The sequence below is a fragment of the Vibrio pectenicida genome, from assembly GCA_024347015.1.
Lineage (GTDB): Bacteria > Pseudomonadota > Gammaproteobacteria > Enterobacterales > Vibrionaceae > Vibrio > Vibrio pectenicida.
In genome coordinates this window covers 64,044-90,835 of sequence record AP024890.1, presented here as the reverse complement: position 1 = coordinate 90,835, position 26,792 = coordinate 64,044, and the positions used below count along the sequence as shown (strand labels likewise).

Genomic DNA, 26,792 nt, shown 5'->3' with positions numbered 1-26,792 from the left:
CAATTTAATTAAATCGTGCGATTTATGACGCTTGTTGCCCTAGCTTCAAGTCAGTTTAGTGTTTATAGCATAATGGTTTAGGTTATGTGCCAGTATTGTACTTGGTGTTAGCTATTAATCCTAAATTGTGAGTATTAGTTTTTATAAAAACAACTTTCCGCATTCGCGGTATTTTCAATAGGACAGGATTCCATATAAGGATCATGAGGTACGCAGAAGGTATAAGCGCCATCTGTTTCTGCACGAGTACCTTTTACCCAATCATAAGACCAATTATTGTGCCACTACACATCCAGCAGCAGATAGGTCCGTTTATGGCATAATGCCCCCTCGTAATAAAAAATTGTAAAATTATGATTTAAATTTTTATTATCAATTATCCAGCTTTTATCGTATTCCATGTTCTTGATCAAGCTATCTATCTTAATATGCATTTAGTTTCTTAATTTTAAGAGTATGATTATGGCCTGTGGTAGTAATTATGGCCCTGACGATGATTTAATTCGGTGCATGTCCTCGTTAGTTTCGTTAGTTAACCACTTGATAATGATGTCCATAAAAACGTTAAAAAAGGAAATCGACCATGGTAACAAATGAAGTAGAAACCAGAGAAGCTGAACAGTCAATTGTAGAAGTACATACTGAAAAAATTGGACTTTCATTTTATGAGTACAGTCCAAACGGCTGGCAAGATTCTCCTTTGACTATCAGTATTGATGGTGATGTCGGATCATTAAATAGGGCGGGGTATTATGAAGTAAAAAAGCTAAGCCTTAAGTATAAGTTAAGAATTCATATCTCTAAAGCAAGAAAGGAGCAGATAGTCAAAGCAGGCAGTACTGTTATTGATTACATCAAAAACCATCTTACATTACTTGTTCATTACGATGAGGAGTATATAGTCGCTGATCATTACACTCTAGAAAATGACACAGGAAAAATAGACTTTAGTCTCTCAGATAGATCGTCAGCCTCTCCAGCAGAGTTTACTGATGTTGTTTCAAATGAAGTTGTTAATGAAGAGAGGCAGAGCAATCATGGTAGGGATTATCACTATTACCTTACTTTTGACATATCTGCGCAGCATGACAAAAAATTTGAGATAGGTAGTAACATTTCGACAGCCACCCCCATTTCTTTTGCCATAGACACTGAAGCCTTGAATTTATTTTCGGTAGTAAATATAGAGCCGATCCACTTCTTTTATAACGACCATTCTAACGCAGAAGTAAGCGCCAGTAATCAGAGAGACGTTGTCACAAATCAGAACTTTGTCGTTTTTTCAAAAGAGCTTGAAACGTATCCAAGAGGCCCAAACCAGTCAGGAAGACTTCAGCTAGGTCAGAAAAATTATTATGGGTTCGATCCTTCTTTTACCAATCTCAACGGTTGGACGCAAAATGATATCAATCTCGAAACGACAGAGGTAACCACTCAGCTTAACCTATTGGCTAAAGCGTTAGTCGATGCAGGATATGCTGGTACAAGCTTTGAGTACACGAGTGATTTAAGTAAGGCTAAGCTGGTTTTCAAACGAGACCTTAACCTAGCATCACAAGGTGCACACACAGGATTCCAGAATGGTAGAAATGAGTTTATCACCAATACCGGTAGGCTATTTACTTGGAACCACAGTTACCATGTGGTGATACATGAAGCATTACACGCATTTGGCCTGAGGCACCAAAGCAATCAGGTTCAGTCCATGATGAACTACAACAGCCTGCCTAATGGTGGCCTGATATCTTACAATAATAACAATGCATTTTCAGATTTAGATAAGCTGATGATTGATAAGCTTCATCAATCAACCCATCCAGCAGCAAGCACTGATTAAAGAGGCGTTGAATTCTCAGATGAGCTGGTCAATTATTTTGAATAAACTGCGCTCACTATAGTTGGCGCAGCTCATTGAGCTGAAAACGTTCCATCACACACAAGGACATTTGTGTTCACCTTGCAAGCTATAAGGTGCTCATAAATGTCCTTTTAAATGCTTAAAGAATACCTAGAGTACAGTAACTCTCTCGGCTAAGTCCTGATTCAAATTAGCATTTATCAGTCTTAATTGAACCTAAGAAATAAAATTCCTTATGGATAGCTCAGAGCTAGTATGGTGTGTGTCCCGAGCATGCTCGAGCATGCACTCCTGTTGTGTACGAGGTGTATCTTAGTACCTCTAATCAGGTGGCCAAATTCACTATGCCACTACAATCTCAGGTGGTGGAGGGCGTGAGCGCTTCAACAAAGTAATTGAACACTACACTTACATTTCTAAATCTTTCAGATTGAACAATTCCTATCCTCTATTTGGTTAATTTTTGATCGATTTATGATGTCTATGCCACATTATTGTTAATATTGTTAATATCATTGTTTACTATAAGTTGAATTTATGTGATCACTATTGACTGATTTCACAGTTAGGAGTGTGAGCCATGATAAAATCTAATACTTATAAAGTTTTGATCCCATCCGTACTTATTTCTGTTCTGTCTGCAAGCGCACAAGCTAAGATTTATCCTGACCAGTTAGTGATTGATCAACTGGGTGAAGATATCTGCCGTTCTGGTTACCGCCCGATAGATCGCTTTGAAGCATCCGCACAAAAGGACTACATTGTCTCTCGCATGGGGCAGTGGCAAATCGCTGGGCTAAAAGATAACTGGGTGATCATGGGGCCTGGTTACCATGGCCGAATCAAGCAGGATAGTCCCAATGGTAGTGCTTGGTGTTACCCTAACGAGGCGTTGTCTGAAATTCCTAACTACGCCCCGAAATCTATCCCAGAGGGTGACGAGATAGACATTCAGTATGCGCTGGTAACCAATCACTCTAACTTTGTTCGTCCATTGAGTTACCTTGCCCACTACCTTGGCTATGCATGGGTTAGCGGCAATCATGGCCAATTTGTCGGCGAAGATATGGATGTCAGACGTGAAGGCGACGGCTGGGTGATTCAGGGCAATCAAGACGGCTCATGCGACGGCTATAAATGCGATAAGAAAACCAAAATCACTGTTGATAACTTTGCGTATACCCTTAACGACAGCGATTTCTGGCACGGCACTGTAACTGAATCGAGTCGCCAGCTAGTAAAAACCGTGACAGCGGTTGCTCGCAATAGAAGTGACATCCCGCAACAGGTAGTTGTGGATCTGAAAGTGGATGAATCAACCGATTGGTCTAAAACCGACACATATGGCTTTGCTCAGTCGGTATCGACAGAAAATGAATTTAAGTGGCCTTTGGTCGGCGACACTAAGCTGAAGATTACGCTGGAAGCCAATCAGAGCTTCGCCAGCACTAATGGCGGATCTACTAGTGAGCAGGTGACACTCCAAGCAAGGCCAACAGTGCCCGCAAATTCTGAGCTCCCGATTCGTGTCGAGCTTTACCGCTCCAGTATTTCTTATCCATACCGCTTCGGCGCGGAGATTAGCTATGACGTTGAATTTAATGGCTTTTTGCGCTGGGGTGGCAACGCTTGGAATTCTCATCCAGACAACCGTCCTGACAAAGCACACACCTTTACCATGGGACGCGGTAGCGAGAACTCTGCAGATATTCGTTATCAATGGGACCACCGCTATATACCAGGTGAAGTCAAATGGTGGGATTGGAGCTGGGCCATCAATGAAAATGGTTTAGGTAACATGCAATACGCGACAGGAGCAAGCCTACGTCCGTTTTACTCTCAGGTTTCCGGTGATTTCAATGCGGAATCGCAATTTGCTGGCACGATCGAAATTGGTCAAGCCACACCGATAAGTAACCGTACCAAACGCTCTACTGAAGCTCTGGTTAGTAAACAAATCGGTGATATAGAAATCACAACCAACTTTGACGCACAAGAACTTGAGGCACTTGGTTTTGGTGATGCTCAGCTGACCATCACACCGGTTGAATAATTTGCTTACAGCAATCAAAACTAAAAAAGGCAAACCAATCGGTTTGCCTTTGATTTCTGTATATTATCACTAAATACATTGTTCTCTATCGCTTCGTTGACTGTAATAGTCCTTTTGGTATGTCGTGTACTTACACGATTAACTTCCTAGTCTTATAATCTTTTAATCTAAATATGTATATTTGGGTTTTATTTAAATATTCTCAATTTTAAGCTCGGTATTGTTAAATTTATAAGAATTTAACAATGATATTAATTAATAATATTACTCATATCATTAATTGCATTGTTTTTTTTGACTAAATCCACATTAATTGAAAAGTAATCTATTATTTACATGTTATAACTACTAATAATATATTTGTATATGTTAGATTTAATATGTTAAGCACACTTTTGCATATAAGTGTTTTTTGATAGTCAATATATAAGAAAGAGAAATATGAAATCTAAAACAAAATTGTTAGGTAAAATAGAATTTGATACTGATAAACTAATACAAGATTTAGAAGTAATTTCACAATTCCCAGTGTTTGAAGAAGAGTATAATGAGTTTAATAGTGGAACTTGGATAAATAATTCATTATGGAATGATAATGGAGACTATCGTAATACTCAATATAAAGATAATCCAAACTCAGCAAAGCTAACAGAATTAGGTGAAAAAACTGACTATATAAACTCAGTTATCAGAAAATACTTTGATGTAGATAATCTCAAGATGGTAAGAACACGTAACTTGGTTAACGGTCAAGTTGTACCCCATAAAGATTTCATTGAATTAGACGACAATAAAGGTAAGTATATTCGAATTTTAATACCTTTAGAAACGTCTTTAACATCATATCATAGCGATGAGCACTATGGTGTATTTAGAATGCGCAAAGGTGATATATGGCAATTAGATGCAAGTGTTGTTCATGCAGCCTACAATTTTGGTAATGGAAATAGAGTTATTCTATGTTTAGACTTTCAATATGATAATGTAAAAGATCTTAGCCCAGAAATCATATTTAAGGATAAATCTATATGGAATAATGATGTACAGCCTTTAATATTTGACAGAGCTTCTTTAAAAGACCAGGATATCGAAGACTTTATCTTAAGTGTTTCTCAGTCAATACATAGTATTGAAGATATTAAGCAAGCTGTGCTGAATATATCTAGTGCGCATGTTCATCATGATATACCAATTAATAAAACATATGATTTGCTGATAGATTCGGTAAAAAATAAGAATGATGACATATACAACTTGTGTTGCAACATGAAAAAGTATTACACTGTGGATCGAAACTTAGGCGAACGATTTACGGCAGTGTAAATTTATAACTTTATAGCTAGGAGGCTGTAGGTGAAACACTTAGGATGGGTTTTTGTTTTTCTTTGGGCTTCTGGCTATATAGCTTCTTCTATTGGTCTTAATTACTCAAACCCACTATCATTTATAACATTAAGAGTAATTATATCATTAATATTTTTTATCATTGTATGCTTAGTTTTACGGAGTGATATAAAAGAGTTAAACAAATATAATGTGATACATTCAATGCTGGTCGGTCTATTGTTGCAATTCTTATATCCTGTTTTCTTTTCTTACTCACTGATTACAGGAATAAGCCCTACAATGTTGACCATTGTATTGGGATTGCAGCCAGTATTAACATTAATCATTTCAAGAGATATTAAATTTAAAGTTCAGATTTACGCTGTATTTGGTTGTGTTGTTGGAACTTTAATATTTTCTGCCGAGAATTTTAGTTTAGGCACAACTAATATGGAAAATTTTTCTTTTGCGATTCTCTCATTATTAGGGGTTACTTCTGGTACAATTCTCCAAAAGAAATATTGTTCAAGTATTCCAGTTGAAAGTAATATGCTTATGCAATGTTTATCTTCAGTGATTGTACTTATTCCTACTACATTGATCATCAGTGAGTTCAAGTTTGAACTTAACTATACTTCTGTCTCAGCACTATTTTGGCAGGCGATATTAATATCTTCTCTATCGTCAATATTGCTAATAAGGGCTTTGAGCTCTGGAGCTGTTACAAATGTATCCACCTACTTTTCATGCGTACCGGCTGCGACTGCTTTGATGACTTATTTTGTATTTAATTCAGTTATTAATACAAATATGCTAGTAGGTATGATCATCATTTTCGGTTGTACTTGGCTAGTTCAATCTTCCCCGAAGCTAAAATTAGCTCCTCAGAAATAAGTGACATGAGATAAAGGTTTCTTGTTTATATGGAACACATGGATTATGAACATGTGTTCCACTTTTTTCAAATTCATTAACTAAACATAGAACTTAGCAGGTATCCGTTATCAATGGGACCACCGCTATATACCAGGTGAAGTCAAATGGTGGGATTGGAACTGGGCCATCATGAAAATGGTTTAGGTAATATGCAATACGCGACAGGAGCAAGCCTACGTCCATTTTACTCTCAGGTTTCAGGTGATTTCAACGCGGAATCGCAATTTGCTGGCACGATCGAAATTGGTCAAGCCACACCGATAAGTAACCGTACCAAACGCTCTACTGAAGCTCTGGTTAGTGAACAAATCGGTGATATAGAAGTCACAACCAACTTTGATGCTCAAGAACTTAAGGAACTTGGTTTTGGTGATGCTCAGCTGACTATCACACCAGCCGAATAATTTGGCTATGTAAAAAAACTCAAAATCTGAACTCCAGCACCACTAGGAGTTGTTACCTCGAACAGAGCAGCTTAGCTGCTCTGTTTATTTGTTTCAGGGCAGAAAACACGAAGGTTCGCCTTCCGCCATATACCATCTTGGACAAGACTAGTATTTATGCTGTTTAGCATAACGGATAATCTATTAATTTTTTTGATAATAATGTAAATTACACTAATTGCTAATCTGTACTAAGCGTGGAATAAAAGAGTTAAAGTATGAGACATAACTGGTTTAAATTCATTTTAATGAGCACTTCGTTGTATTCCTTTACGGCTTATAGTCAACCATTCGAGAGTGTGATTGTGACTAGCGGCCAAGGAGGAGACTATCACGCGGGGCTTGTACTGAAAGATTTGATACCAAACAGTAAACAAGTCGATGTAGATGCTTTTGGGGAACTTAATCCAGGCAAAAGAAAGTGCCAGATTATTTTTGGTCAAGGTGCCGCAGATAAATTACTAACTAACAAAGAATTTATAAAGTCATTCAGTAAAGAACCACTTGCAATCTACTCCCATTTACTTGATCCAAGTATATTGGATTTCGTCAAGCATCATGTCGATAATGGTGGACGTATTAATCTGTTCGTAACCGATTCGCAGTTGAACAAATTGAAACTATCGTCACCACTTTTGTATAAGAAGACTCAGAGCAAAGAATCAAACATTAAGGTTTATTCGGCTCCTTTGGCGGCATCATCAATCGTACCAGACGATAATGTCCATATATCAGCACCTAAACTGGATAATGTCATATGGTTTGGCGGAAACTACACCAACTCAAAAGGGCGCAGAGAAACTTTTACAACTAAGCAATTTGCTGATTCACTGAATCAAATTAAAGGAAGTATTGCGACGGGATCTTCAATTGGACTATTTTTGATGCCGAGACTTTTTACTAATGATATGACACGAAACGAAAAGAGTGCTCGTGTCCAAGCGTTGGTTAATCGTTTTCCAAATAACAAGGTAATTATATTTGCCAGTCAAGATTTGTTGTCACAGTTTTCCGTCACCTCGGAAACAAGTGTTCCATCTTCCTACACAAGGCTTATGCTAAGCGATTGGGGGAACACTCGGCAATTTGCATCTGTCGATCAGTACAATATTTTCTCTGACTTAAGTAAATATACAGTAACGCCATTTTTAATTAATGACGAAGATCAAGATCAGGTTCTTTACGCTAAGACGTATCTAGCCGCGAAGAAAAATCCTGTTCAACAAACAAATATTATGCAATTAATTGAAATTCACCAATGCAGTAGTAGCATGTAAGTCTCATGGTATTATCGTGTGTAGCCCTGTATGTGTGCAAACGATACAGGGCTATAGACCTTAGTCGCTTGTCTAGGATTTTCTAAAAAATAAGCTTCGATCAATTGAAGCCATTCAAGCAGTGTTGGGCGACTGTTTCGCGGTATTGACGAATACTTGTCTAAAAAGTAGGTTCTTGCAATTCAGGGGCATCGGCTAGGGTATCTATTTCATGTGGGTTGGAGTTGGTTTGCAAATACATCAGCAAAGCTTGCAAGTCATCCTTATTGAGAAGACTGTTCACGGCGTACACTGTTTACCACTATTGGAATCTTGGTAGGAGGATGTAACGTAAGCGTTAGAATTAGTATTGAGCAATTGCTGTAACTCTGGCATGTTACTTGGTCCAGAACAAAGACTGTGATGGGCTGACTGAGTGATGTTGTAGGTGAAATTATCGCCTGAACTTATAGATTCTGGTATCAGGATGTGATTCTAACTCACGGGGAATCACTAAAGCCTTGATGCAGGTGATCCTTCATATATTTGTGCCAAAAACAAAAAAGCGAACCAATCGGTTCGCCTTTGATTTCTGTAAAGAAACTTACTCTTCGTAGTTATCAATACTTGGGCAAGAGCAAATAAGGTTACGGTCGCCGTAGACGTTGTCGACACGGTTAACCGTTGGCCAGTATTTCCACTGCTTAGTTGCCGGTGTTGGGAAGCAGCCAAGTTCACGCGAGTATGGACGATCCCACTCGGCAGCAGACAAATCTGCTTGTGTGTGAGGTGCGTTGACTAGCGGGTTGTTCTCTAGTGGCCATTCGCCATTCTTCACCTTGGTCATTTCTTCGCGGATGGAGATCATCGCCTCACAGAAACGATCGATCTCTTCTAAGTCTTCCGATTCAGTTGGTTCAACCATCAGTGTGCCAGCCACAGGGAAAGACATAGTTGGCGCGTGGAAGCCGTAGTCCATAAGACGTTTGGCAATGTCTTCTTCGCTGATGCCTGTCTCTTCTTTTAGCGGACGAATGTCGATAATACATTCGTGAGCCACACGACCATTAGTACCACGGTAAAGTACCGGGTAATGAGGACGTAGACGCTCCATCATGTAGTTCGCATTTAAGATAGCGACTTTGGTTGCATCGGTTAGACCAGCTTCGCCCATCATAGCAATATAAGCCCAAGAGATAGGCAAGATAGAGGCACTACCAAGATCGGCTGCTGCTACTGCTAAGTCTTCACCTTCTACACCGTTTTCAATGTGACCTGGTAGGAAAGGCGCTAGATGCGATTTGACACCAATTGGCCCCATGCCTGGGCCACCGCCACCGTGCGGGATACAGAAGGTCTTGTGCAAGTTAAGGTGAGAAACGTCAGAGCCAATGAAACCTGGAGAAGTAAGGCCGACTTGCGCATTCATGTTGGCGCCATCAAGGTATACTTGGCCACCAGCAGCATGGACCATTTCACACACTTCTTTCACTTGCTCTTCGTATACGCCGTGCGTTGAAGGGTAAGTGATCATAATGCTCGCGAGGTTGTCTTTGTGCTTTTCAATCTTAGCCGCAAGATCGTTCACATCGATGTTACCCTCGTCATCACACTTAACGACCACAACTTTCATTGACACCATAGAGGCTGTCGCTGGGTTGGTGCCGTGAGCAGAACTTGGGATCAAACATACGTTACGGTGTCCTTCTCCGCGGCTGTCATGGTAGCGTTGAATGGCGATAAGGCCGGCATATTCACCTGATGCACCTGAGTTCGGCTGTAATGAGAAGGCGTCATAGCCTGTAATCTCACACAGTTTTTCTTTAAGATCGTTAGCAAGTGCAGTGTAGCCAGCTGCTTGTTCTAATGGCGCGAATGGGTGAATAGAGCCAAATTCTGGCCAAGTGACAGGGATCATCTCAGCCGCAGCGTTGAGCTTCATAGTGCAGCTGCCGAGCGGGATCATACCGTGAGTAAGAGAAAAATCTTTGTTCTCTAATTGCTTCAGGTAGCGCATCATTTGCGTTTCGCTGTGGTGCGTATTGAATACTGGATGAGTCAGGTATTCCGATGTGCGGCGAAGCGCTTCTGGGATAGCGGCAAATTCGTTGGATGCAATCTCAGTAGATAAGGCATTCACATCTTCTTTGACATCAAATACAGCAAATAAGGCTTGGATATCTGCCGTTGTAGAGGTTTCATCCAAACTTACACCGAGCTGACCTTTCAGTAGACGAAGGTTGAGATCTGCTGCTTGCGCTTTGGCGTACAGCTTGTCTGTATTGGCAGAGGTATTGATAGTGATGGTGTCAAAGAAGCTATTATGAGCAAGCTCAAAACCAGATTTAGTCAGCCCTGCCGCCAAGATAGCCGTCATGTGATGGGTGCGGCGTGCAATAGTGCGCAGGCCTTCTGCGCCGTGGTATACCGCGTAGAAAGAGGCCATGTTAGCCAGCAGTGCTTGCGCGGTACAGATGTTCGATGTCGCTTTTTCACGGCGGATGTGCTGCTCACGCGTTTGCATTGCCATACGCAGCGCTTGTTTACCTGTGCTGTCGATAGACACACCGATAACACGACCTGGAATAGTACGCTTGTGCTTTTCACGCGTTGCCATAAATGCAGCATGAGGACCACCGTAGCCCATAGGAACGCCGAAACGCTGGGTTGAACCAATGACGACATCGGCGCCCATTTCACCTGCTGGTTTAAGCAGTGTAGAAGCAAGTAGGTCAGTCGCTACTGCAACTAATATTTTGTTCGCTTGCGCTTTAGCGATGGTTTCAGTGATATCTCGCACTTCACCTGTGGTGTTTGGGTATTGTACCAACGCGCCGAAAACATCTTGCTCAGCAAGAGAGTCAAGTGAGCCAACCAGCACGTCAAAACCAATGTATTTAGCACGGGTTTTGATGACTTCGAGTGTTTGCGGGTGTACATCATCAGCGACAAAGAATACGTTACTCTTGCTCTTACCTGCGCGTTTACAAAAGGTCATGGCTTCAGCCGCTGCGGTCGCTTCATCAAGCAAAGACGCATTGGCTATGTCCATTGCAGTTAGGTCCATGACCATTTGCTGAAAGTTAAGCAGCGCTTCAAGGCGGCCTTGTGAAATCTCTGGTTGGTAAGGCGTGTACGCTGTATACCAGCCAGGGTTTTCCAGTACGTTACGCAGAATCACATTGGGTGTGAAGGTGTTGTAATAACCTTGGCCGATAAAAGTACGCTTAACTTGGTTTTGATTGGCAAACTCGCGCATAGCTGAGAGCATATCTGTTTCGCTCATAGCTTCTGCAAGAACCATTGGCTTCTCAACGCGGATTTGCGCTGGTACGGTTTCATCGATCAGTGTATCAAGGCTGGTGGCTTTGATAGCATCCAACATCTTTTGTTGGTCTTTTTTATTAGGGCCGTTGTGGCGAGCAACGAACTCATTTTGGGTGCTAAGGCTTTGAAGTAATTCAGTCATTGTCCTTTACCTACTCCATCATTCGGGTATTGGATACCACTACTGATATAAATGATTATACGTCCGAATTTTGAAAAAAAGCTGCCCCCGTTATGGGACAGCTTTACCTATTTGCCTAATTACTCGTCTTCGATTGAGTTTAGGTATTCTTCTGTATCTTTGAGATTGTCGAGTTCAGCAGCATCTGCCATTTTCACTTTGACAATCCAGCCGCCTTCATAAGGCTCTTCGTTGATAAGCTCTGGGCTATCTTCGAGGTCTTCGTTTATCTCGATTACTTCACCAGTAATGGGAGCGTAGATGTCTGAGGCTGCTTTTACAGATTCAACCAGAGAGAAACTATCACCTGCATCAATTTCAGCTTCTACTTCAGGAAGGTCAACGAAAACTACGTCACCCAGCATTTCCTGTGCATGCTTTGAAATACCGATAGTTGCTGTGCCGTCACCGTTGTCACGTACCCACTCGTGGCTATCTGCAAACTTCAGTGTTTTATCCATTGCTTAGTCTCCAAAAAAATAACTTTGTTTAAATTTGTTTACTTGTAAAGAGGGAAGCGGCTGCACAGTGTTTTTACTTCTTTGCGAACGCGTTGTTCCACTTGTGCATCACCTTCTGGGTTTTCTAGCAGCCCATCCAGTACATCGCCAATCCAATTACCAATGAGTTTGAATTCTTCAGCGCCAAAACCGCGGCTTGTACCCGCAGGTGTACCTAAACGTATACCCGATGTAATCATAGGCTTCTCAGAATCGAATGGTATTCCATTTTTGTTACATGTGATCCCTGCACGTTCTAGCGCTTCTTCTGCTTTGTTGCCTTTCAATCCTTTCGGACGAAGATCAACTAGCATTAAATGTGTGTCAGTACCACCAGTGACAATATCGCATCCACGAGTTTGCAATACTTCAGCCAGTACTTTTGCATTATCAATGACTGAATCAATATAAGAGGAAAACTCAGGGCCAAGTGCTTCGCCGAATGCGACCGCTTTAGCCGCAATAACGTGCATTAGTGGTCCGCCTTGAAGTCCAGGAAAGACCGCAGAATTGATTTTCTTAATAATGTCGTCATGGTTGGTTAAAATCATGCCGCCGCGTGGGCCACGTAGAGTTTTGTGTGTTGTTGTTGTTACTACGTGTGCATGAGGTAGTGGGCTAGGGTGAGCCCCTGTTGCGATAAGGCCAGCAATGTGGGCCATATCAACCATTAAAATGGCGTTGACTTCATCGGCAATGGCGCGAAATTTAGCAAAGTCGATAGTACGTGGAATTGCGCTTCCACCGGCGATGATCATTTTAGGCTTGTGCTCAATTGCTAATTCACGAACATCTTCGTAATTAATTTCAAGTGTTTCACGGTCAACGCCATACTGAATAGCATTGAACCATTTGCCAGAAAGGGCAGGGCGAGCGCCGTGCGTTAGGTGACCACCTGCGTCCAGCGACATGCCAAGAATAGTATCGCCAGGTTGAAGTAATGCGAGTTTAACTGCGCCATTTGCTTGAGCGCCAGAGTGAGGTTGAACGTTTGCGTATTCACATTTAAAGAGCTGTTTCGCACGTTCAATCGCGATGGCTTCTACGGTATCGACATGTTCACAACCACCGTAATAACGACGACCGGGATAACCTTCTGCGTATTTGTTGGTTAAGCATGTGCCTTGAGCTTGCATTACGGCTTTCGATACAATGTTCTCAGAAGCAATCAGCTCAATCTGTTCATTTTGGCGAGTATTTTCTGCTTGGATGCCAGCAAAAACCGCATCATCTGTAGCAGCAAGGTTGGTTGAGAAAAAATTCTCTAGGCTGTGATTTGGGTAAGTGTTGTTCATGGTAGATGACCTTCCATTCGTGCTAACGAGATTATTAATAGGATTATCGCTCTCGTTAGTCCTTTTTTCTGTTTACTGCCCTCTATAATGAAGACAAGGTGAATTCCATACCCCAAATGATCTATCGCGGGGAAAAACCGAATCTCACTGTTAAATCACATTATCAGTCAGTTCGGAAATCGCATCTCTACAACTAACAAGTTGGTAACATAGCTTTTGTTGAAGCTATAATCAACTAAAAATTTCCTATTGGAAACATGGTTTCTGAAAATGTTACCGAGAGCACGGTTTATTTGTCCTAGTTATCTTTTTTATCCTATAAGCTTAGTGCACAATAAAAACCAACACGAAATGGACATTCAATGAAGAGGGATACATGCCTGAAGACACCTATGACGAGTACCCATCTTTGACTCTTGCAAAAGAAGGCGAGCAAAATATTGAGCCTTTAAAATTAGGCGAGAAAATTAAGGACATTCGAAGTAAATTGGGGATCACTCTTGAGGAAGCAAGTCAGCGTACAGGTTTGGCTCGTTCTACCTTGAGTAAAATTGAAAATGAACAGATTTCTCCCACGTTTCAAGCAATGCAAAAACTGGCGTTAGGTTTGCAAATTGACATGCCACAACTATTTGAACCACCGAGAAAAAAGGTGGCAACGGCACGTCGTGATATTACGAAAACTAAGCAGGGTAAACCACACCCAACACCTACCTATGAACATGAGTTACTGGCGACCCAACTTTCTAACAAAAAAATGATGCCTTTTAAGAGTCGTATTCATGCACGTAACTTTGAAGAGTATGGTGACTGGGTTCGCCATGACGGAGAGGAATTTTTACTCATTCTTTCTGGCTCAGTTCTCTTTTATTCTGAATTTTATGAACCCGTTGAATTAGGTGAAGGTGATAGTGTTTATTATGATGCGACTATGGGCCATATGCTGATTTCTACCAGTGACGAAGACGCCAATATTTTGTGGGTAACGGCTAAATAGTGACAGCTTTTTCAGATTTCCTATAGTAAAAGCAAACGATTGTATTTTGGGTTTTAGTTGGTACAATGACGCGATCTCGATTGAGGTGGCGTTTTCTTTTGTTATCGTAAAATGTGAAGATGATGTTAAATGTCACATTTTGAATGCTTGCTATCTTGTTAAGAGTGCAAAAAGGTCTCACTCGTGTTTATTATTGGAAACAAGGTTTCCTTGAATGGAAAGCGGACCTGATTAAATGGAGACAACAATGACTCAAGATCTACTTAAAACACCACTTCACTCCCAGCACGTAGAAGCTGGCGCGAAAATGGTTCCTTTTGCAGGCTATGATATGCCAGTGCAATATAAAATGGGTGTAAAGAAAGAGCACCTGCATACTCGTGATGCCGCTGGGCTTTTTGATGTATCCCATATGGGGCAGCTTCGATTACATGGTGAAGGCGCTGCTGCATTTCTTGAGTCTTTAGTTCCTGTTGATATTATCGATTTGCCGCAAGGCAATCAGCGCTATGCCTTCTTCACTAATGAGCAGGGCGGAATTATGGATGATCTTATGGTGGCAAACCTAGTTGATCATTTGTTTGTCGTGGTCAATGCGGCATGTAAAGAACAAGATATCGCGCATTTAGAAGCCAATTTACCCGCCGACGTTGAACTTGAAATCATTGACGATCGCGCGCTACTTGCACTTCAAGGACCTAAAGCGGTGGATGTGCTTACGCGTTTTAACCCTGTGGTTGCTGAAATGCTATTTATGGACGTCAAAAAACTCGATATTCTCGGCATTGAATGTATTGTTAGTCGCAGTGGTTACACTGGTGAAGATGGCTACGAGATCTCAGTACCAAATACTCATGCTCAAGAGTTGGCTGCTAAGCTAACTTCAGAACAGGAAGTGGAATGGATTGGACTTGGCGCACGTGATTCATTACGTCTGGAATGTGGGCTATGTCTCTATGGGCATGATCTAGATACAACAACAACACCTGTTGAAGCTAGCCTTTTATGGGGCATCCAAAAAGTGCGCCGTACAGATGGAGAACGCGCAGGTGGATTTCCTGGTGCTGATATCATCCTCAAGCAAATCGAGACTAAAGATGTATCACGCAAGCGTGTTGGTCTTGCAGGGCAAACTAAAGCGCCTGTGCGTGAGGGTACAGAGTTGTTCGATGCTAACGATACCAAGGTTGGTGTTGTTACCAGTGGCACCGCAGGTCCGAATGCGGGTAAACCTGTTTCAATGGCATATGTTCGCGCTGACTTGGCGGCCATCGGGGCGGAATTATTTGCTGATGTTCGTGGTAAGAAGTTACCAATGATAATTGAAAAAATGCCGTTTGTACCACAGCGTTATTACCGTGGATGAGTAGGTATTTTTAAGTAAGAGTATTCGTTTAAACCTCTCATCTGAGAGGTTTTTTTTTGCCTATGTTTTGATATTGAGCTGATTATTTTTAGAAAAATTAGCGCCTTATATGCTAACCCCTCCCCGAGTTGTAAGCTAAACTTAACCTTGATAGGTAACAAGGGAGACGAAAAGATGAAAGCATCACTTGGGTTTCTAAGCTTAGTATTTGTGTTCTCTCGTGCGCTAGCTAACGATGTTTCTGCCTATATCGTCAATGGTAGTAACGCGAACATCGTTAACTACCCTTCTTTTGCCAGTATGTTTTATATTAATGGAGGTGCTTATAGTAATTACTGTGGCGCGACTATGCTAAACAGTCAATATGCGCTTACAGCCGCTCATTGTATCTATGGCAATCCGAGTAATATGCTCAATACTTTTATTATTCCTAAACTAGAAGATGAATCGACTTATGTGTCTGCTGAAAAGGCAAGAGCACTAGAGTTTTATTATCCAGATGATTACATCGATTCTGGTGCAGTGTTGTGGCCTAACGATATTGCAGTGATTAAACTTGAGTCTCCACTTTCTGTTACAGATTATACGTATTTGCTCAATACAACCTATAACAATAATTTCCCAGGAGGCACTACCTATAAAGCAATTGGTCACGGTCAAATAGCAGGTAATGTATCGGGTGGGAATCAATTACTAGAAACTGATCTCGATTATGTATCTTTAAGTAGCTGTCGTACTCAATATGGACTAATTACCGACAAACAGGTTTGCTTTGGCGGTGCTCTATCCGGAAGTTATAGAAACTCTACGTGTAATGGAGATTCAGGTGGCCCAGTCTATTTATTTAACGGAATAGAGTATATTCAAATAGGGATAACGAGTTTTGGGCCTAAGTCTTGTGGTGACCCATCGGAGACAGTAACTTCAGTTTTTACCGATGTTTACGATTATATAGGCTGGATAAACAGGGTAATAAATGGACAAGAAACACCTAAGTATTATGTCACGACAGCTAATGGGCAGCGTAGTTTAATCAGTAACGTGAGTTCATCTAGCTCTAGTTCTAGCTCTAGTTCTAGCTCTGGAGGCAGTACTAGCCCAGTGATCATATTGGTTTTGGCTTTCATTGCTCTATTTGTTCGGTGTAGAGATTGAATCAACAGAACAAGACATTCATAAAGCAATGGATTGTAATGAATACCTTTTTATTGATTTAAGTTTGAACTATTTATGAGATCTTGGAGACTAATCTGTCTCATATATGATAATTTAATGTTAAATTCATCATTTTTTGAGGTTTTTTATTGGGCTAAAGTAGTTTTTATATTCTGGCTGGCTTGACAATATTTGCCGAATCAATATTGTTACTTCGATCAATAAGAGTGAGCCGGAGAAAATACAGATGGCGAGTCGACCAATCTATAAAGTAACTTTTCTTTCAGATGATTCCATGCAATCTAGAGTGTTTAATCAATCTCTACAAAGAGGTATTAACCACCCCGTTTGTATGAATGCGGTTGAAAATTTAGTTGAGAGTACAGCGGATGGTGTTAGCCTTGGTGACTATGTCTTGTTTGACTACCACTATTTGAATGAAACCAAATTTGAGCAGTACAATCAAGCTCGAATGATGAGTGCTAATAATGCCAGAGAAATTATTATAAACTGTCCAAGAAATATACCATCAACTGAGCTCTTAAAGTGGAGGAACTTGGTTGGAGTCTTCTATCTCGATGACAATATGTCGATATTATTTACGGGTATGGATAAGATCCTTCAAGGTGAAATGTGGCTGTCACGTCAGGTAGCCCAAGAGCACATTGAGCATTTTAGATCCGCTAATACAGCAACGACTTCTCAAGTTTATGCAAACCTGACAAAACGCGAAAAACAAATTATGCGTTTATTGGGGCATGGCGCATCCAATGCAAAAATCGCCGATGATCTTGTTGTGACGGAAAATACGGTTAAGACACATCTGCATAATATTTTTAAGAAGATTAATGCCAAGAATCGATTGCAAGCGTTACTTTGGGCAAACAACAATATTGCTTTAGAAGAAAGGTCTTAAATTCAGTATGAATAATTCTTACTGATATACCTGCACAAAGCTTTGAGTAAAGATTAGGGTAAATTTATATGAAGTTTAAATTCACCATTGGATCTGAATAAGCTGTTCTAACCGTTATTATGCATTTAACTGACAAATCAATATTAAGTGTCCAATTAGTCTCTGGTCAGCCATGCTGTGCAGACGAGTTTGATGATACACAAGACCCATTTTATTCACCACACCGTCATGAATATTGGGAGGTTGTCTGGTGCCTCAATGATGTCGGCAGTCAATGTATAGACTTTGTTGAATATTAAAACCGATCAAATCGATTTTTCACTATTACGCTTGGTCAAGTGCATTCTTCTCAATGTATGGGAAATAATGTCCGTTTTTTGGCTTTTTCGACAGGCTTTATTGATACCCATCCTCGCAATATTCAACTAATGAACAGTATTTTCGCCTCATTTGATAGAGTCCCATACATTGACTGCTGTGATGAAGGTATAATTTACTTAGAATCGATTTTTTCGCTGCTCATTGAAGAGTGTAAACGGATTGATTGTGACTGGGATTTGGTGGAATCATTAGTCAGCAGTTTTATGCGTTATTTGATTCGACATTCTAAACAATCTGATGGTAGTTCAATACTTTACGATGGACGAGTTACTGCACTGGTTGAGTTGATTGATAGGTACTATCGACAAGAAAAAAGAGTGAATTTTATGCGGATAAGTTGTCTTTGACCACCAAAAGGCTTAATGAAATTGTTAAGCGGGATAAGGGAAAATCAGTCACTCAACTCATACATGATCGTCTTGTATTGGAAGCCAATAGAGAAATGACTTTTTCAGAGAAGAGCATCAAGAAAATTGCTTTAAATTTGGGTTTTGATGCCCCAGCATATTTCAGTCGATTCTATCGTTCACAAACAGGTGAAACACCAACTCATTTTCGTCTTCAATGTTCAGATAGTGCAAGATAATAGGCATTAAATCCATTTATAGTGGCTCTTAAGGTACTGATAATACCCGAATGTAAACTTAATTATTCGGTAGTGTTAGTTCTATGACAGTCAATTTAAACAAGGATCCAATTTCCACATCTTTCTATCAGTATTTATGGCCTGCATTGGCCGGAATGCTTACTAAATCTCTGTTTATTATGGGTGATGGGTTAATTATAGGCATAGGGATTGGAGTGGAGAGGCTCGGTGCTCTCGCACTTATAATGCCAGTGTTTTCTATTTTTACTGCCCTTGCGATGATGATAGGGATTGGCGGTGCGGCAAAAATGTCCATAGATATAGGAAAGGGAAAGATTAACTCGAGTCAGGTCTGGTTCAGTCAATCAACTCTGCTGATCGTTGTTACTTCAATTATAACAGCTGCCTTAGCCATTATTTGGCTCGATGACCTTCTGACTCTAATTGGTGCGTCTGGAATAATAGCTCAGTTAGCGCGTGATTATCTTCTCATAATGTTGCCATTTTTCACGCTCTATTCTGGTACTTGGGTTTTATCCTGTTTTGCACGCAATGATTCTAACCCTAGATTGGCAACTTACGCTATGTCTTCTGGAGCCATTGTAAATTTGTTATTTGATTATTTATAATGGAAATGGGCATTAAGGGTGCAGCGTATGGAACCATCACTGCCCAGCTGATTATGTCACTCATTCTTCTCAGTCATTTTGCGCGTGTTCGGGGTTCTCTAAAGCTTAGTTTAAAAGGGATTGGTTTCAGCAAAGCCAGAGATATTCTGGCAATGGGGGTACCTTCATTTTGTGTTGAGATGGCATCTGCATTAACGATAATATTGTTTAACTATATTCTTTTGACTCAGTTTGAAGAGAGTTACATTGTTGCATATGGACTAAATACCAATATTGGTGTTTTCGCACTATTTGTTATGGTCGCTGTTGGACAGGCTTGTCAGCCGATTCTTAGCTTCAACCATGGGGCAAAGCGACAGCCTAGGATTGATGAAACTCTAAAATTAGGTCTAAAGGTAGCGATTATCAGCGGTAGCTTATTTCTCATCATTATCTGGATATCCGCTCCTTTTATAGTATCGTTATATTTAGGTAATTTAACCCAGTTGATATCATTGGCGGTGACAGCATTAACATACTATTTTTTCGCTGTGCCACTGATGGGGTTCAATATCGTTGTTGCCAATTTATTTCAAGCGATTGAGAAACCACAACGTGCGAATGTGCTTGCCTTATCTCGCGGATTCATTTTTGTCGTTCTTGGTATGCTTTTACTCCCTATGCTTTTTCCTAGTAATGGTATTTGGGTGAGCATTTTATTTGCAGAATTTTTGACAGCAATAATGGCACTTAGGCTGTTCGTGCTATATACAAATAGTAGTCACTGTATGTAGTGATTTTAGAGCTTATTTGAGTAATAAAATAAGCTCTGTCGCTGTTTATGTGGAGAATGCCTGAGTTAGTCGTAAATCGTAGGAATGGGTAACCTCTTGTGCTGCGTTGCTTTGTAAATTGCGATTAAGCGGTCTGATGTGTCTTGTGATACAGACTTGCCTTCAAGGAAATCATCAATTTGGTCATAAGTGAGGCTCAGGGCATCTTCGTCAGCTTTTTGTGGATCTAGCTCTTCTAAATCGGCAGTTGGTGTTTTGTTTACTAGGACTTTAGGAGCACCTAGGGTGTCTGCTAGCTCGCGAACTTGACGTTTGCTCAGGCCAAAAAGAGGTGCTAAGTCACATGCGCCATCACCAAATTTTGTATAAAAACCGGTAATGTTTTCTGCTGAATGATCTGTGCCTAAGACTAAACCGCCAACATATCCTGCGATTTCATATTGTGCTATCATTCTTGCTCTGGCCTTTACATTGCCTTTTACAAAATCAACTTTCTCTTCTTGAGTCGGCAATAAACCTGTATTCGCTAAAGCTTGGTGTGAAGATGTATGTAGACCATCAACACCAGGTTTGATATTTACCGATACAGAGTGAGTGGGTTGAATAAACGCCAAGGCAATTTGGGCTTCGTCTTCATCTTTTTGCTCGCCGTAAGGCAAGCGAACGGCAATAAATTGATATCCAGCATTTGTTTCACTATTCAGCTCTTCGATAGCTATTTGTGCCAAACGGCCACAGGTAGTCGAGTCAACGCCACCACTGATACCCAATACTAATGTTTTACATCGTGCATCTTTTAGCTTGTTCTTGATAAATGCGACACGGCGGCTAATTTCAAATTGAGGATCAATTGATGGCAGTACACGCATTTCGTCACGGATTTGCTGTTCCATAGGTTTTCTTCCTGCAAGCATGATTTTACGGAATAATAGTAATATCATACCTCAATGAACAGTTTAGAAAACTATGAATAGTGAATTCACATATATCAGGGAAAAAAATGAACAAAATTGCGGTGTTTGGCAGTGCTTTTAACCCACCAAGCCTTGGTCATAAGAGTATTGTTGAGTCGCTGAGACACTTTGATCGTGTTTTGCTAGTACCAAGTATCTCACATGCATGGGGTAAGGAGATGCTTGAATACGCAAAACGCTGTCATTTGGTTGAGGCATTCATTGAAGATTTATTGCTAGAAAATGTAGAGTTAAGCCTCATAGAAGAAAGGGTATACCAGCCAAAACACACAGTGACAACTTATGCTGTCTTGAGTGAACTTCAAAATCAATATCCTAATGATAATATTACGTTTGTTATAGGGCCAGATAATCTGTTCAACTTTGCAAAATTCTATAAAGCTGATGAGATCCTCAGTACTTGGTCGGTGATGGCTTGTCCAGAGAAAGTTAGGGTGCGAAGTACTGATATCAGGCAGGCAATCGCAAAAAAACAAGATATTAGTAGCCTGACAACACCTCGAGTTTGCCAGTTGTTGAACAGTAAGAAATTCTATTAATTTCTACAGCGTCTTAGAGTTTGTTGACCTTCAGCATGTGATGACTGCGGGCGGCGGTTCAGTAGGGCCGATGTTATTCTGTGCTTCAATAATTGCTTCAGGCTTTTGTGGGCGTGAATAGTAGTATCCCTGAATTTGCGCGCAACCCATCTGGTGTAGCTTATCAACCGCTTGCTGAGTTTCAGCGCCTTCTGCAACGAGATCAACCTTGAGTTGTTTGGCAAGTTGGATGATTAACCAGATCAAGCGCTCAGACGTTGGGTTATTGAACATATTACGAATAAAGCTGGCATCGATTTTGATACAATCTATTGGGTATCGATGAATATAGTTGAGGCTTGAATACCCAGTTCCGAAATCATCAAGGGCAATACAAAAACCAAGTTGTCTCATTTTATTGAGAATATCCCCAATCTCACTTGCCTGTGTGAGTAGTACGGTTTCGGTGAGTTCTATGGTGAACTCTTCGGGTTTAAATCCATAACGGCCGATTGTTGAGGTGATATGTGTAAGATAACGATGTGGATCATTGAGCTCATGCGCAGAGCAATTAATACCTAACTTCACTTTGTGCCCTAAACCTGTTTCCAATTGCTTTTTAGCCCAGCAAGTCAGCTCAAAAATTCTTTCGCCTAAATCGACGATTAAACCTGATTGTTCGGCGGCTTCAATAAATTCAGTCGGTGAGATAAAACCGAGCGAACGGCTTTCCCAACGAGCTAGAATCTCAAAATAATACCAGTGCTCTTGACCTAGCTTGACGATTGGCTGAGCGACAACATGAATCTCGTTTGATGTTTTATGGCCTGATGTAAGCACTTTGCGTAAGGCATCAATTACTCGGGTACGTCTATAGTACTGAGCACTTAGTTCAGTATCATAGCATCTTATTTGTGACTTTCTCGACTGCTTACAGTCTTTAAGTGCCAAACTGGCATTGAGAATCAACTGTTCGGCATTCACTCTATGATCTGATTTGATCGCTATACCCATGCTGACATTGATTTTGACATTATGTACAGGGTCAGTATAGCCAGCACTGAGCTTGGCCAATATTAGCCGACATGTTTCTATAGGGTCACTGGCGTAAGTAATAAATGCAAATTCGTCACCAGAGATGCGAAAGGCGAATTGTCTGATATGTAGTGAAGATTCAATAGCGTGAGCGACAAACTTAAGTACTTGATCACCAATATATTGTCCATATAAATTGTTAATAGATTTGAAGCTATCAATATCTACATAGACTAATGCCAAATAGTTAGCATGTGATTCAGCTAAACGTTCAAGCTTGTCGGACAAATAACTTCGGTTTAGTAGGCCTGTTAAATCATCATGGGAAACTTCGTAACTGAGTTGTTTGACGAGACTATCAGACCGTGCCGCGAGCCACTTTACTCGCAAGCTATGTACTACCATATTAGCGAGCAATATGTGGTAATATATCAGCTCTTTAGGGTTTTCAATCGGTTGCTTGAATGTTGATAAAAGTACGCCAAGTACTTCACCTGAAGCTGTTTTTAACGGAATACCGATATAAGCTTCTAATTCATGCTCTCGGATGTAAGTGTCTTCTGGAAATTGCAAAGAGACTTTTTGAGTGTAAAGTAAATAATCCAGTTGAGAATGACTTACTCGAAACGAGGGAGTACTTCTTAGTGAGTAAGAATGGGGGATACTTTTAGAATCAAAGCAAGCTTGGGATAAACAATAGCCATTGGAATTAAATTTATCTATTTCTACGATACAGGTGCAATATGTTTCAAAATGTTGATTTAACACATTGGTCACTTGATCTAACAACTCAGCACCATCAAGTTGCAACGTATGATTAATGACATCTAAATCTATAGATGCCACCTGTACTGGTGTCCTAGCCATTTGAGCCACCTAATTTGTCGTGATTTAAATCACTTATTTATTGGTAATGCTATGATTAAATATGGTACAGGTCTCATATTATTTCAAATTTTGGCAAAGTTTTTTCTCTCGACTACGGCCAGCCTATTGGTCTATCAATCTATTTTTAAGATAATCGAGAAACAGTTTAGTACGGGTATGTTGGTAATCTAATTTAGGGTAATAGGCATAAACAGTTGTTTCCTCAGTAGTTATAGCGGGTAAAATTCTTTTGAGTGCACCAGATTTTAATTCATCCTTGATCATAACGTCATTTGAAATAAGTATGCCTATAGCATTTTTTGCTGCGTAGAAAAGAGCTTCAGGATTAGTTGTTGCAAAGTTACCTTTTAGGACAACCCTTTTACCATTGTTGAGTTTGACTTCCCGTTGGGGTCTCTCCCCCCAAATTAGTATGTTGTGTTGGGTGAGTTGTTCGATATTTTCCGGCTCTCCATATCGGTCTAAATAGATTGGGGAAGCGTAGAATCCAGCATTGTGCTCGAACAGAGCTGTGGCTTTAAAGCTTAAAGAGTTAAGTTGTTCAAGTTCCCTGCTAATAAAAAGATCTAAGCTGAGCTCTGGTAACTGACCTGGAGTGGTAGTAATTAATTGTATTCGTATATCAGGATACATCTGGAGAAAATCATCCAGATATTGAACTAGGAACTTAGAACCTACGGCAATGGTGGCACCTATCTTCAATAGGCCAGCGGGTGTTTGATTAACTGAGCGTGTTTCATCAATAATGGATTGCCACCCTTCTAATTGAATTTTCGCCTGCTGATAGAAAAGAGCTCCTGCTTCAGTTTGAGTAACACTGCGAGTGGTACGTTTAAGTAGTTGTACGCCAATTCTTTCTTCGAGCCAGTGAATTCGCTTACTTATCGCAGAGCTCGTCGCATTCATTTTACGAGCAGCTCCATTAAAACTGCCTTCATCTACAACTCGAATATAACTCTGTACGCTTTGGATCCAATCCATTTTCTACCTTACTCTTTCCTGTATGGAAGTAATTAGTTTCCAATTGAAGATATTATCATTATATAGAGTTTAATTTAAACTTTGTTGCACATGAAGTATGTGAGGTATAGGGATGAAAAGAGCGCCGATTTTAATGGCGATGTTAATTATTTCGACAGGACAGGTAGGTGTCAGCATCTATTTACCTTCACTGCCAATGATCAGTAACGCCCTACAAATCAGTCAGTCCGATGCACAACTATTAGTTACTCTATTTCTTATCGGTTTTGGTTGTTCACAGCTTTTTTATGGCCCTTTATCTGATGCTATTGGCCGAAGACCTGTTTTTATTTTAGGTCAGGGCGTCTATTTGATTGGAACTTTGCTATGTATTCTATACAGCCATAATCTCTGGTTGTTGGTGTTTGGGAGGTTACTTCAAGGGCTAGGCTCTGGAAGTGCGTCGGTTTTGGGTCGGAGCGTTCTTCGCGATTGCTATGATGGTCATGAGTTAACAAAAGCACTGTCGTATGTCTCAGTAACGGCATCTATCATGCCAGTTCTTGCCCCTGTACTTGGTGGCTGGGTGGCATTCTATTTTGGATGGGAGTCCGTCTTTGTCTTTGTGTTTACCTATTTGGCTGCAACTTTTGTTTTGGGTTACTACTTACTGCCTGAAACAATGACTTATGAAAGAACAAAGTTCAATATAAGAACAGTGGCATTAAATTATGTAAAACTAATCAAGAGTAGACAAGTGCTTTTCAGCGCTAGCTATAACTGGATTACTTATTTGGCATGTGTTGTTTCTTTGTCTGTGATGCCATTCATCCTGCAACACGAATTGGGTTTGACCGCAGCTCAATATGGAACTGTGATGGTAGTACCTTCAGCGGGTTTATTAGCTGGAACTTTAGCATTAAATGTTCTAAATCGTTACTTAAACTCACGGAAAATCCTTGGGTTAGCAGCCGGTATTATTGTGCTGTCAGGAATATGGTTAATCGTGGCAGACTTGACAATATTTAATATTACTTGGGCGTTTACTTGGATGGTGGTTGCTCAAGGTTTATCTTTTCCACTCTCAATTGCAATGTTACTGGCACCATATAAAAGACAGGCTGGAGCAGTATCTGCTTTAACAGGAGCTATCCAAATGTGTTTTGCTGGACTGCTCGGTGGCTATTTAGTTGAGAGTTGGATACAAAGCAGCATAGCACTAGGTGTGTTTTACCTTATTTGTGCAGCTATCATGGCGACCGTATTGTACGTTAGTCGCGTAAAGCCATTCATACATCAAGAGTTTGCTTGAAAGACATCGACTGCCTGATACAATGCGCTGATTAGTTGACACATACTCTGAAGGAGTGATGATGGAACACAAAGAATTTTCTGAATTAGTGATTGCGCTTTGTAAGCAAGATAGCTTGCCACAAGTCCTAGAACTACTAAAAGTTAGTGAAGATGAAGAAATCGCTCAAGCTGCGTTGTCACTGGCAGGTCAGTTTGCTTTGGCAGAGGTTGAAGGTGAACAACGTATTTACCACGTGACCATTGAGGACAATCCAGAGGGCAAAGACCAGGAATATATTGAGCATATTATGAATGAAGGCGATGATGTTGTGCGCTTTGTTGCTTGGTTCTTTGAAGTGATGTTTGACGTAAAACGAAAAGAAACTTATCAAGCTGCAGGTAAAACGTTTCAGCAGCCCAAACGATAATCTAATCGAGAAGTTCTAGATAATGAATGGCCTCAATAGTTAGATAGCCAACCATTGAGGCCTTGTTTTTAACCAGCAGAGCTTTGATTATTTTCTAAATTGACGACGTTATCTGGAACGTTATTCAGTCCTTTTTTCTCAAGCCAAGCTGCAAGGTTGTCAGCGCCACCAATGAACTGACTTTCGAGCCAGATTTGTGGGACAGTAACGGGTGTCTTTTCACCAATAATCGCTTTGACTTCAGGGATCATTCGATATAAAGCTGCGCTATCTTTAACGACATCATGGTACTGGTATTTTATCCCAGCATCATCGAGCAGTTTTTTTGCTTTGACACAATATGGGCAGGTAGCCTTACCATAGACAATGTTACCTTTAAGCGTGTCACGTTTTGTCCACTCTTTTATGACCGATTGAACTAAGACACCACGGTTTAACGCTTCGCCTTGGCTGACAACTTTACCTTCAACCATAAGAATAGGTGCGTGCCATGCTCCCACTTTAAGTGGTTCCCACCAGTGAGATAACCAGTCTTTGACTTCCAGTTCAACGGCGACGTCAGACAATTCATTTTCAAATGTATCTTTTAGAATATCTTTGGTTAGCGTGCATTCTCCACAAGGAATTTTGACACTAAATGGCCCCCAACTGCCACCCCAGCGATATAGCGTTATTTTGATTGGATCTGTCATAGAGCTCTCTCCCATACATATCTATA

General features: G+C 40.6%; 19 protein-coding genes and 3 pseudogenes. 15 read left to right on the top strand and 7 right to left on the bottom strand.

Translation table 11 applies throughout. The annotated features are described in order from the left end of the window. Window positions 1-583: 583 nt before the first annotated feature. The 6 genes and pseudogenes from OCV27_RS15330 (at window position 584) to OCV27_RS15305 (ending at window position 7,893) form a co-directional block, all read left to right on the top strand. The gene (locus OCV27_RS15330; RefSeq protein ID WP_125323404.1) at window positions 584-1,837 is read left to right on the top strand and encodes a zinc metalloprotease; all 1,254 of its coding nucleotides are present in this window, start codon (window positions 584-586) and stop codon (window positions 1,835-1,837) included. A gap of 601 nt (window positions 1,838-2,438) precedes the next feature. Then, window positions 2,439-3,911, top strand: a complete 1,473-nt coding sequence (locus OCV27_RS15325) for an aerolysin family beta-barrel pore-forming toxin (RefSeq protein ID WP_337969457.1) — start codon at window positions 2,439-2,441, stop codon at window positions 3,909-3,911. Window positions 3,912-4,352: 441 nt separating this feature from the next. Next, entirely contained in the window at window positions 4,353-5,234 is an 882-nt protein-coding gene (locus OCV27_RS15320; protein ID WP_337969456.1) for an aspartyl/asparaginyl beta-hydroxylase domain-containing protein, read from the top strand. A 30-nt stretch (window positions 5,235-5,264) separates the two neighbouring features. Further along, window positions 5,265-6,131 carry a DMT family transporter gene (locus OCV27_RS15315; protein WP_125323471.1) on the top strand — a complete coding sequence of 289 codons (867 nt, stop codon included), beginning with the start codon at window positions 5,265-5,267 and terminating at the stop codon, window positions 6,129-6,131. A gap of 96 nt (window positions 6,132-6,227) precedes the next feature. Beyond that, a pseudogene (locus tag OCV27_RS15310) lies at window positions 6,228-6,577 on the top strand (aerolysin family beta-barrel pore-forming toxin); the annotation flags it as partial. A 257-nt stretch (window positions 6,578-6,834) separates the two neighbouring features. Continuing rightward, a complete protein-coding gene (locus OCV27_RS15305) occupies window positions 6,835-7,893 on the top strand; it encodes a hypothetical protein (protein ID WP_125319991.1) in 1,059 nt (352 codons plus the stop codon). A gap of 583 nt (window positions 7,894-8,476) precedes the next feature. On the opposite strand, the gene gcvP is transcribed toward OCV27_RS15305, so the two are convergent. The 3 genes from gcvP to OCV27_RS15290 form a co-directional block, all read right to left on the bottom strand. Then, a complete protein-coding gene (gene gcvP, locus OCV27_RS15300; RefSeq protein WP_125319992.1) occupies window positions 8,477-11,341 on the bottom strand; it encodes an aminomethyl-transferring glycine dehydrogenase in 2,865 nt (954 codons plus the stop codon). A gap of 119 nt (window positions 11,342-11,460) precedes the next feature. Next, on the bottom strand, window positions 11,461-11,841 hold the full coding sequence (gcvH, locus tag OCV27_RS15295) for a glycine cleavage system protein GcvH (RefSeq protein WP_125319993.1): 381 nt from the start codon (window positions 11,839-11,841) through the stop codon (window positions 11,461-11,463). A gap of 38 nt (window positions 11,842-11,879) precedes the next feature. After that, window positions 11,880-13,175 carry a serine hydroxymethyltransferase gene (locus OCV27_RS15290; protein WP_125319994.1) on the bottom strand — a complete coding sequence of 432 codons (1,296 nt, stop codon included), beginning with the start codon at window positions 13,173-13,175 and terminating at the stop codon, window positions 11,880-11,882. Between the two features lie 376 nt (window positions 13,176-13,551). On the opposite strand from OCV27_RS15290, the gene OCV27_RS15285 reads away from it, so the two are divergent. The 6 genes and pseudogenes from OCV27_RS15285 to OCV27_RS15260 all read left to right on the top strand — a co-directional run bounded on the left by OCV27_RS15285 (window position 13,552) and on the right by OCV27_RS15260 (window position 19,978). Beyond that, entirely contained in the window at window positions 13,552-14,172 is a 621-nt protein-coding gene (locus tag OCV27_RS15285; RefSeq protein WP_125319995.1) for a helix-turn-helix domain-containing protein, read from the top strand. Between the two features lie 247 nt (window positions 14,173-14,419). Further along, on the top strand, window positions 14,420-15,538 hold the full coding sequence (gene gcvT / locus OCV27_RS15280; RefSeq protein ID WP_125319996.1) for a glycine cleavage system aminomethyltransferase GcvT: 1,119 nt from the start codon (window positions 14,420-14,422) through the stop codon (window positions 15,536-15,538). A 174-nt stretch (window positions 15,539-15,712) separates the two neighbouring features. Then, a complete protein-coding gene (locus tag OCV27_RS15275; protein ID WP_125319997.1) occupies window positions 15,713-16,693 on the top strand; it encodes a S1 family peptidase in 981 nt (326 codons plus the stop codon). Between the two features lie 247 nt (window positions 16,694-16,940). Then, a complete protein-coding gene (locus OCV27_RS15270) occupies window positions 16,941-17,609 on the top strand; it encodes a LuxR C-terminal-related transcriptional regulator (protein WP_125319998.1) in 669 nt (222 codons plus the stop codon). A 119-nt stretch (window positions 17,610-17,728) separates the two neighbouring features. After that, window positions 17,729-18,576, top strand: a pseudogene (locus OCV27_RS15265) (helix-turn-helix domain-containing protein). An 83-nt stretch (window positions 18,577-18,659) separates the two neighbouring features. Continuing rightward, a pseudogene (locus OCV27_RS15260) lies at window positions 18,660-19,978 on the top strand (MATE family efflux transporter). A gap of 65 nt (window positions 19,979-20,043) precedes the next feature. Here the strand turns inward: OCV27_RS15260 and nadE are convergent. Further along, the gene (gene nadE, locus OCV27_RS15255; RefSeq protein ID WP_125319999.1) at window positions 20,044-20,871 is read right to left on the bottom strand and encodes an ammonia-dependent NAD(+) synthetase; all 828 of its coding nucleotides are present in this window, start codon (window positions 20,869-20,871) and stop codon (window positions 20,044-20,046) included. Window positions 20,872-20,978: 107 nt separating this feature from the next. On the opposite strand from nadE, the gene OCV27_RS15250 reads away from it, so the two are divergent. Continuing rightward, window positions 20,979-21,491 carry a nicotinate-nicotinamide nucleotide adenylyltransferase gene (locus OCV27_RS15250; RefSeq protein ID WP_125320000.1) on the top strand — a complete coding sequence of 171 codons (513 nt, stop codon included), beginning with the start codon at window positions 20,979-20,981 and terminating at the stop codon, window positions 21,489-21,491. Window positions 21,492-21,521: 30 nt separating this feature from the next. Here the strand turns inward: OCV27_RS15250 and OCV27_RS15245 are convergent, their stop codons facing one another. Both OCV27_RS15245 and OCV27_RS15240 read right to left on the bottom strand, forming a co-directional pair. Continuing rightward, window positions 21,522-23,372, bottom strand: a complete 1,851-nt coding sequence (locus OCV27_RS15245; RefSeq protein ID WP_125320001.1) for a putative bifunctional diguanylate cyclase/phosphodiesterase — start codon at window positions 23,370-23,372, stop codon at window positions 21,522-21,524. Between the two features lie 123 nt (window positions 23,373-23,495). Then, window positions 23,496-24,374 carry a LysR family transcriptional regulator gene (locus OCV27_RS15240; protein ID WP_125320002.1) on the bottom strand — a complete coding sequence of 293 codons (879 nt, stop codon included), beginning with the start codon at window positions 24,372-24,374 and terminating at the stop codon, window positions 23,496-23,498. A gap of 112 nt (window positions 24,375-24,486) precedes the next feature. Between OCV27_RS15240 and OCV27_RS15235 the strand changes: the two genes are divergently transcribed. Continuing rightward, the gene (locus tag OCV27_RS15235; RefSeq protein WP_125320003.1) at window positions 24,487-25,665 is read left to right on the top strand and encodes a multidrug effflux MFS transporter; all 1,179 of its coding nucleotides are present in this window, start codon (window positions 24,487-24,489) and stop codon (window positions 25,663-25,665) included. A gap of 61 nt (window positions 25,666-25,726) precedes the next feature. After that, window positions 25,727-26,074 (top strand): hypothetical protein, encoded by a 348-nt coding sequence (locus tag OCV27_RS15230; RefSeq protein WP_125320012.1) that lies wholly within the window; start codon window positions 25,727-25,729, stop codon window positions 26,072-26,074. A gap of 68 nt (window positions 26,075-26,142) precedes the next feature. On the opposite strand, the gene OCV27_RS15225 is transcribed toward OCV27_RS15230, so the two are convergent. Beyond that, on the bottom strand, window positions 26,143-26,766 hold the full coding sequence (locus OCV27_RS15225; protein ID WP_125320004.1) for a glutaredoxin domain-containing protein: 624 nt from the start codon (window positions 26,764-26,766) through the stop codon (window positions 26,143-26,145). Window positions 26,767-26,792 lie beyond the last annotated feature (26 nt).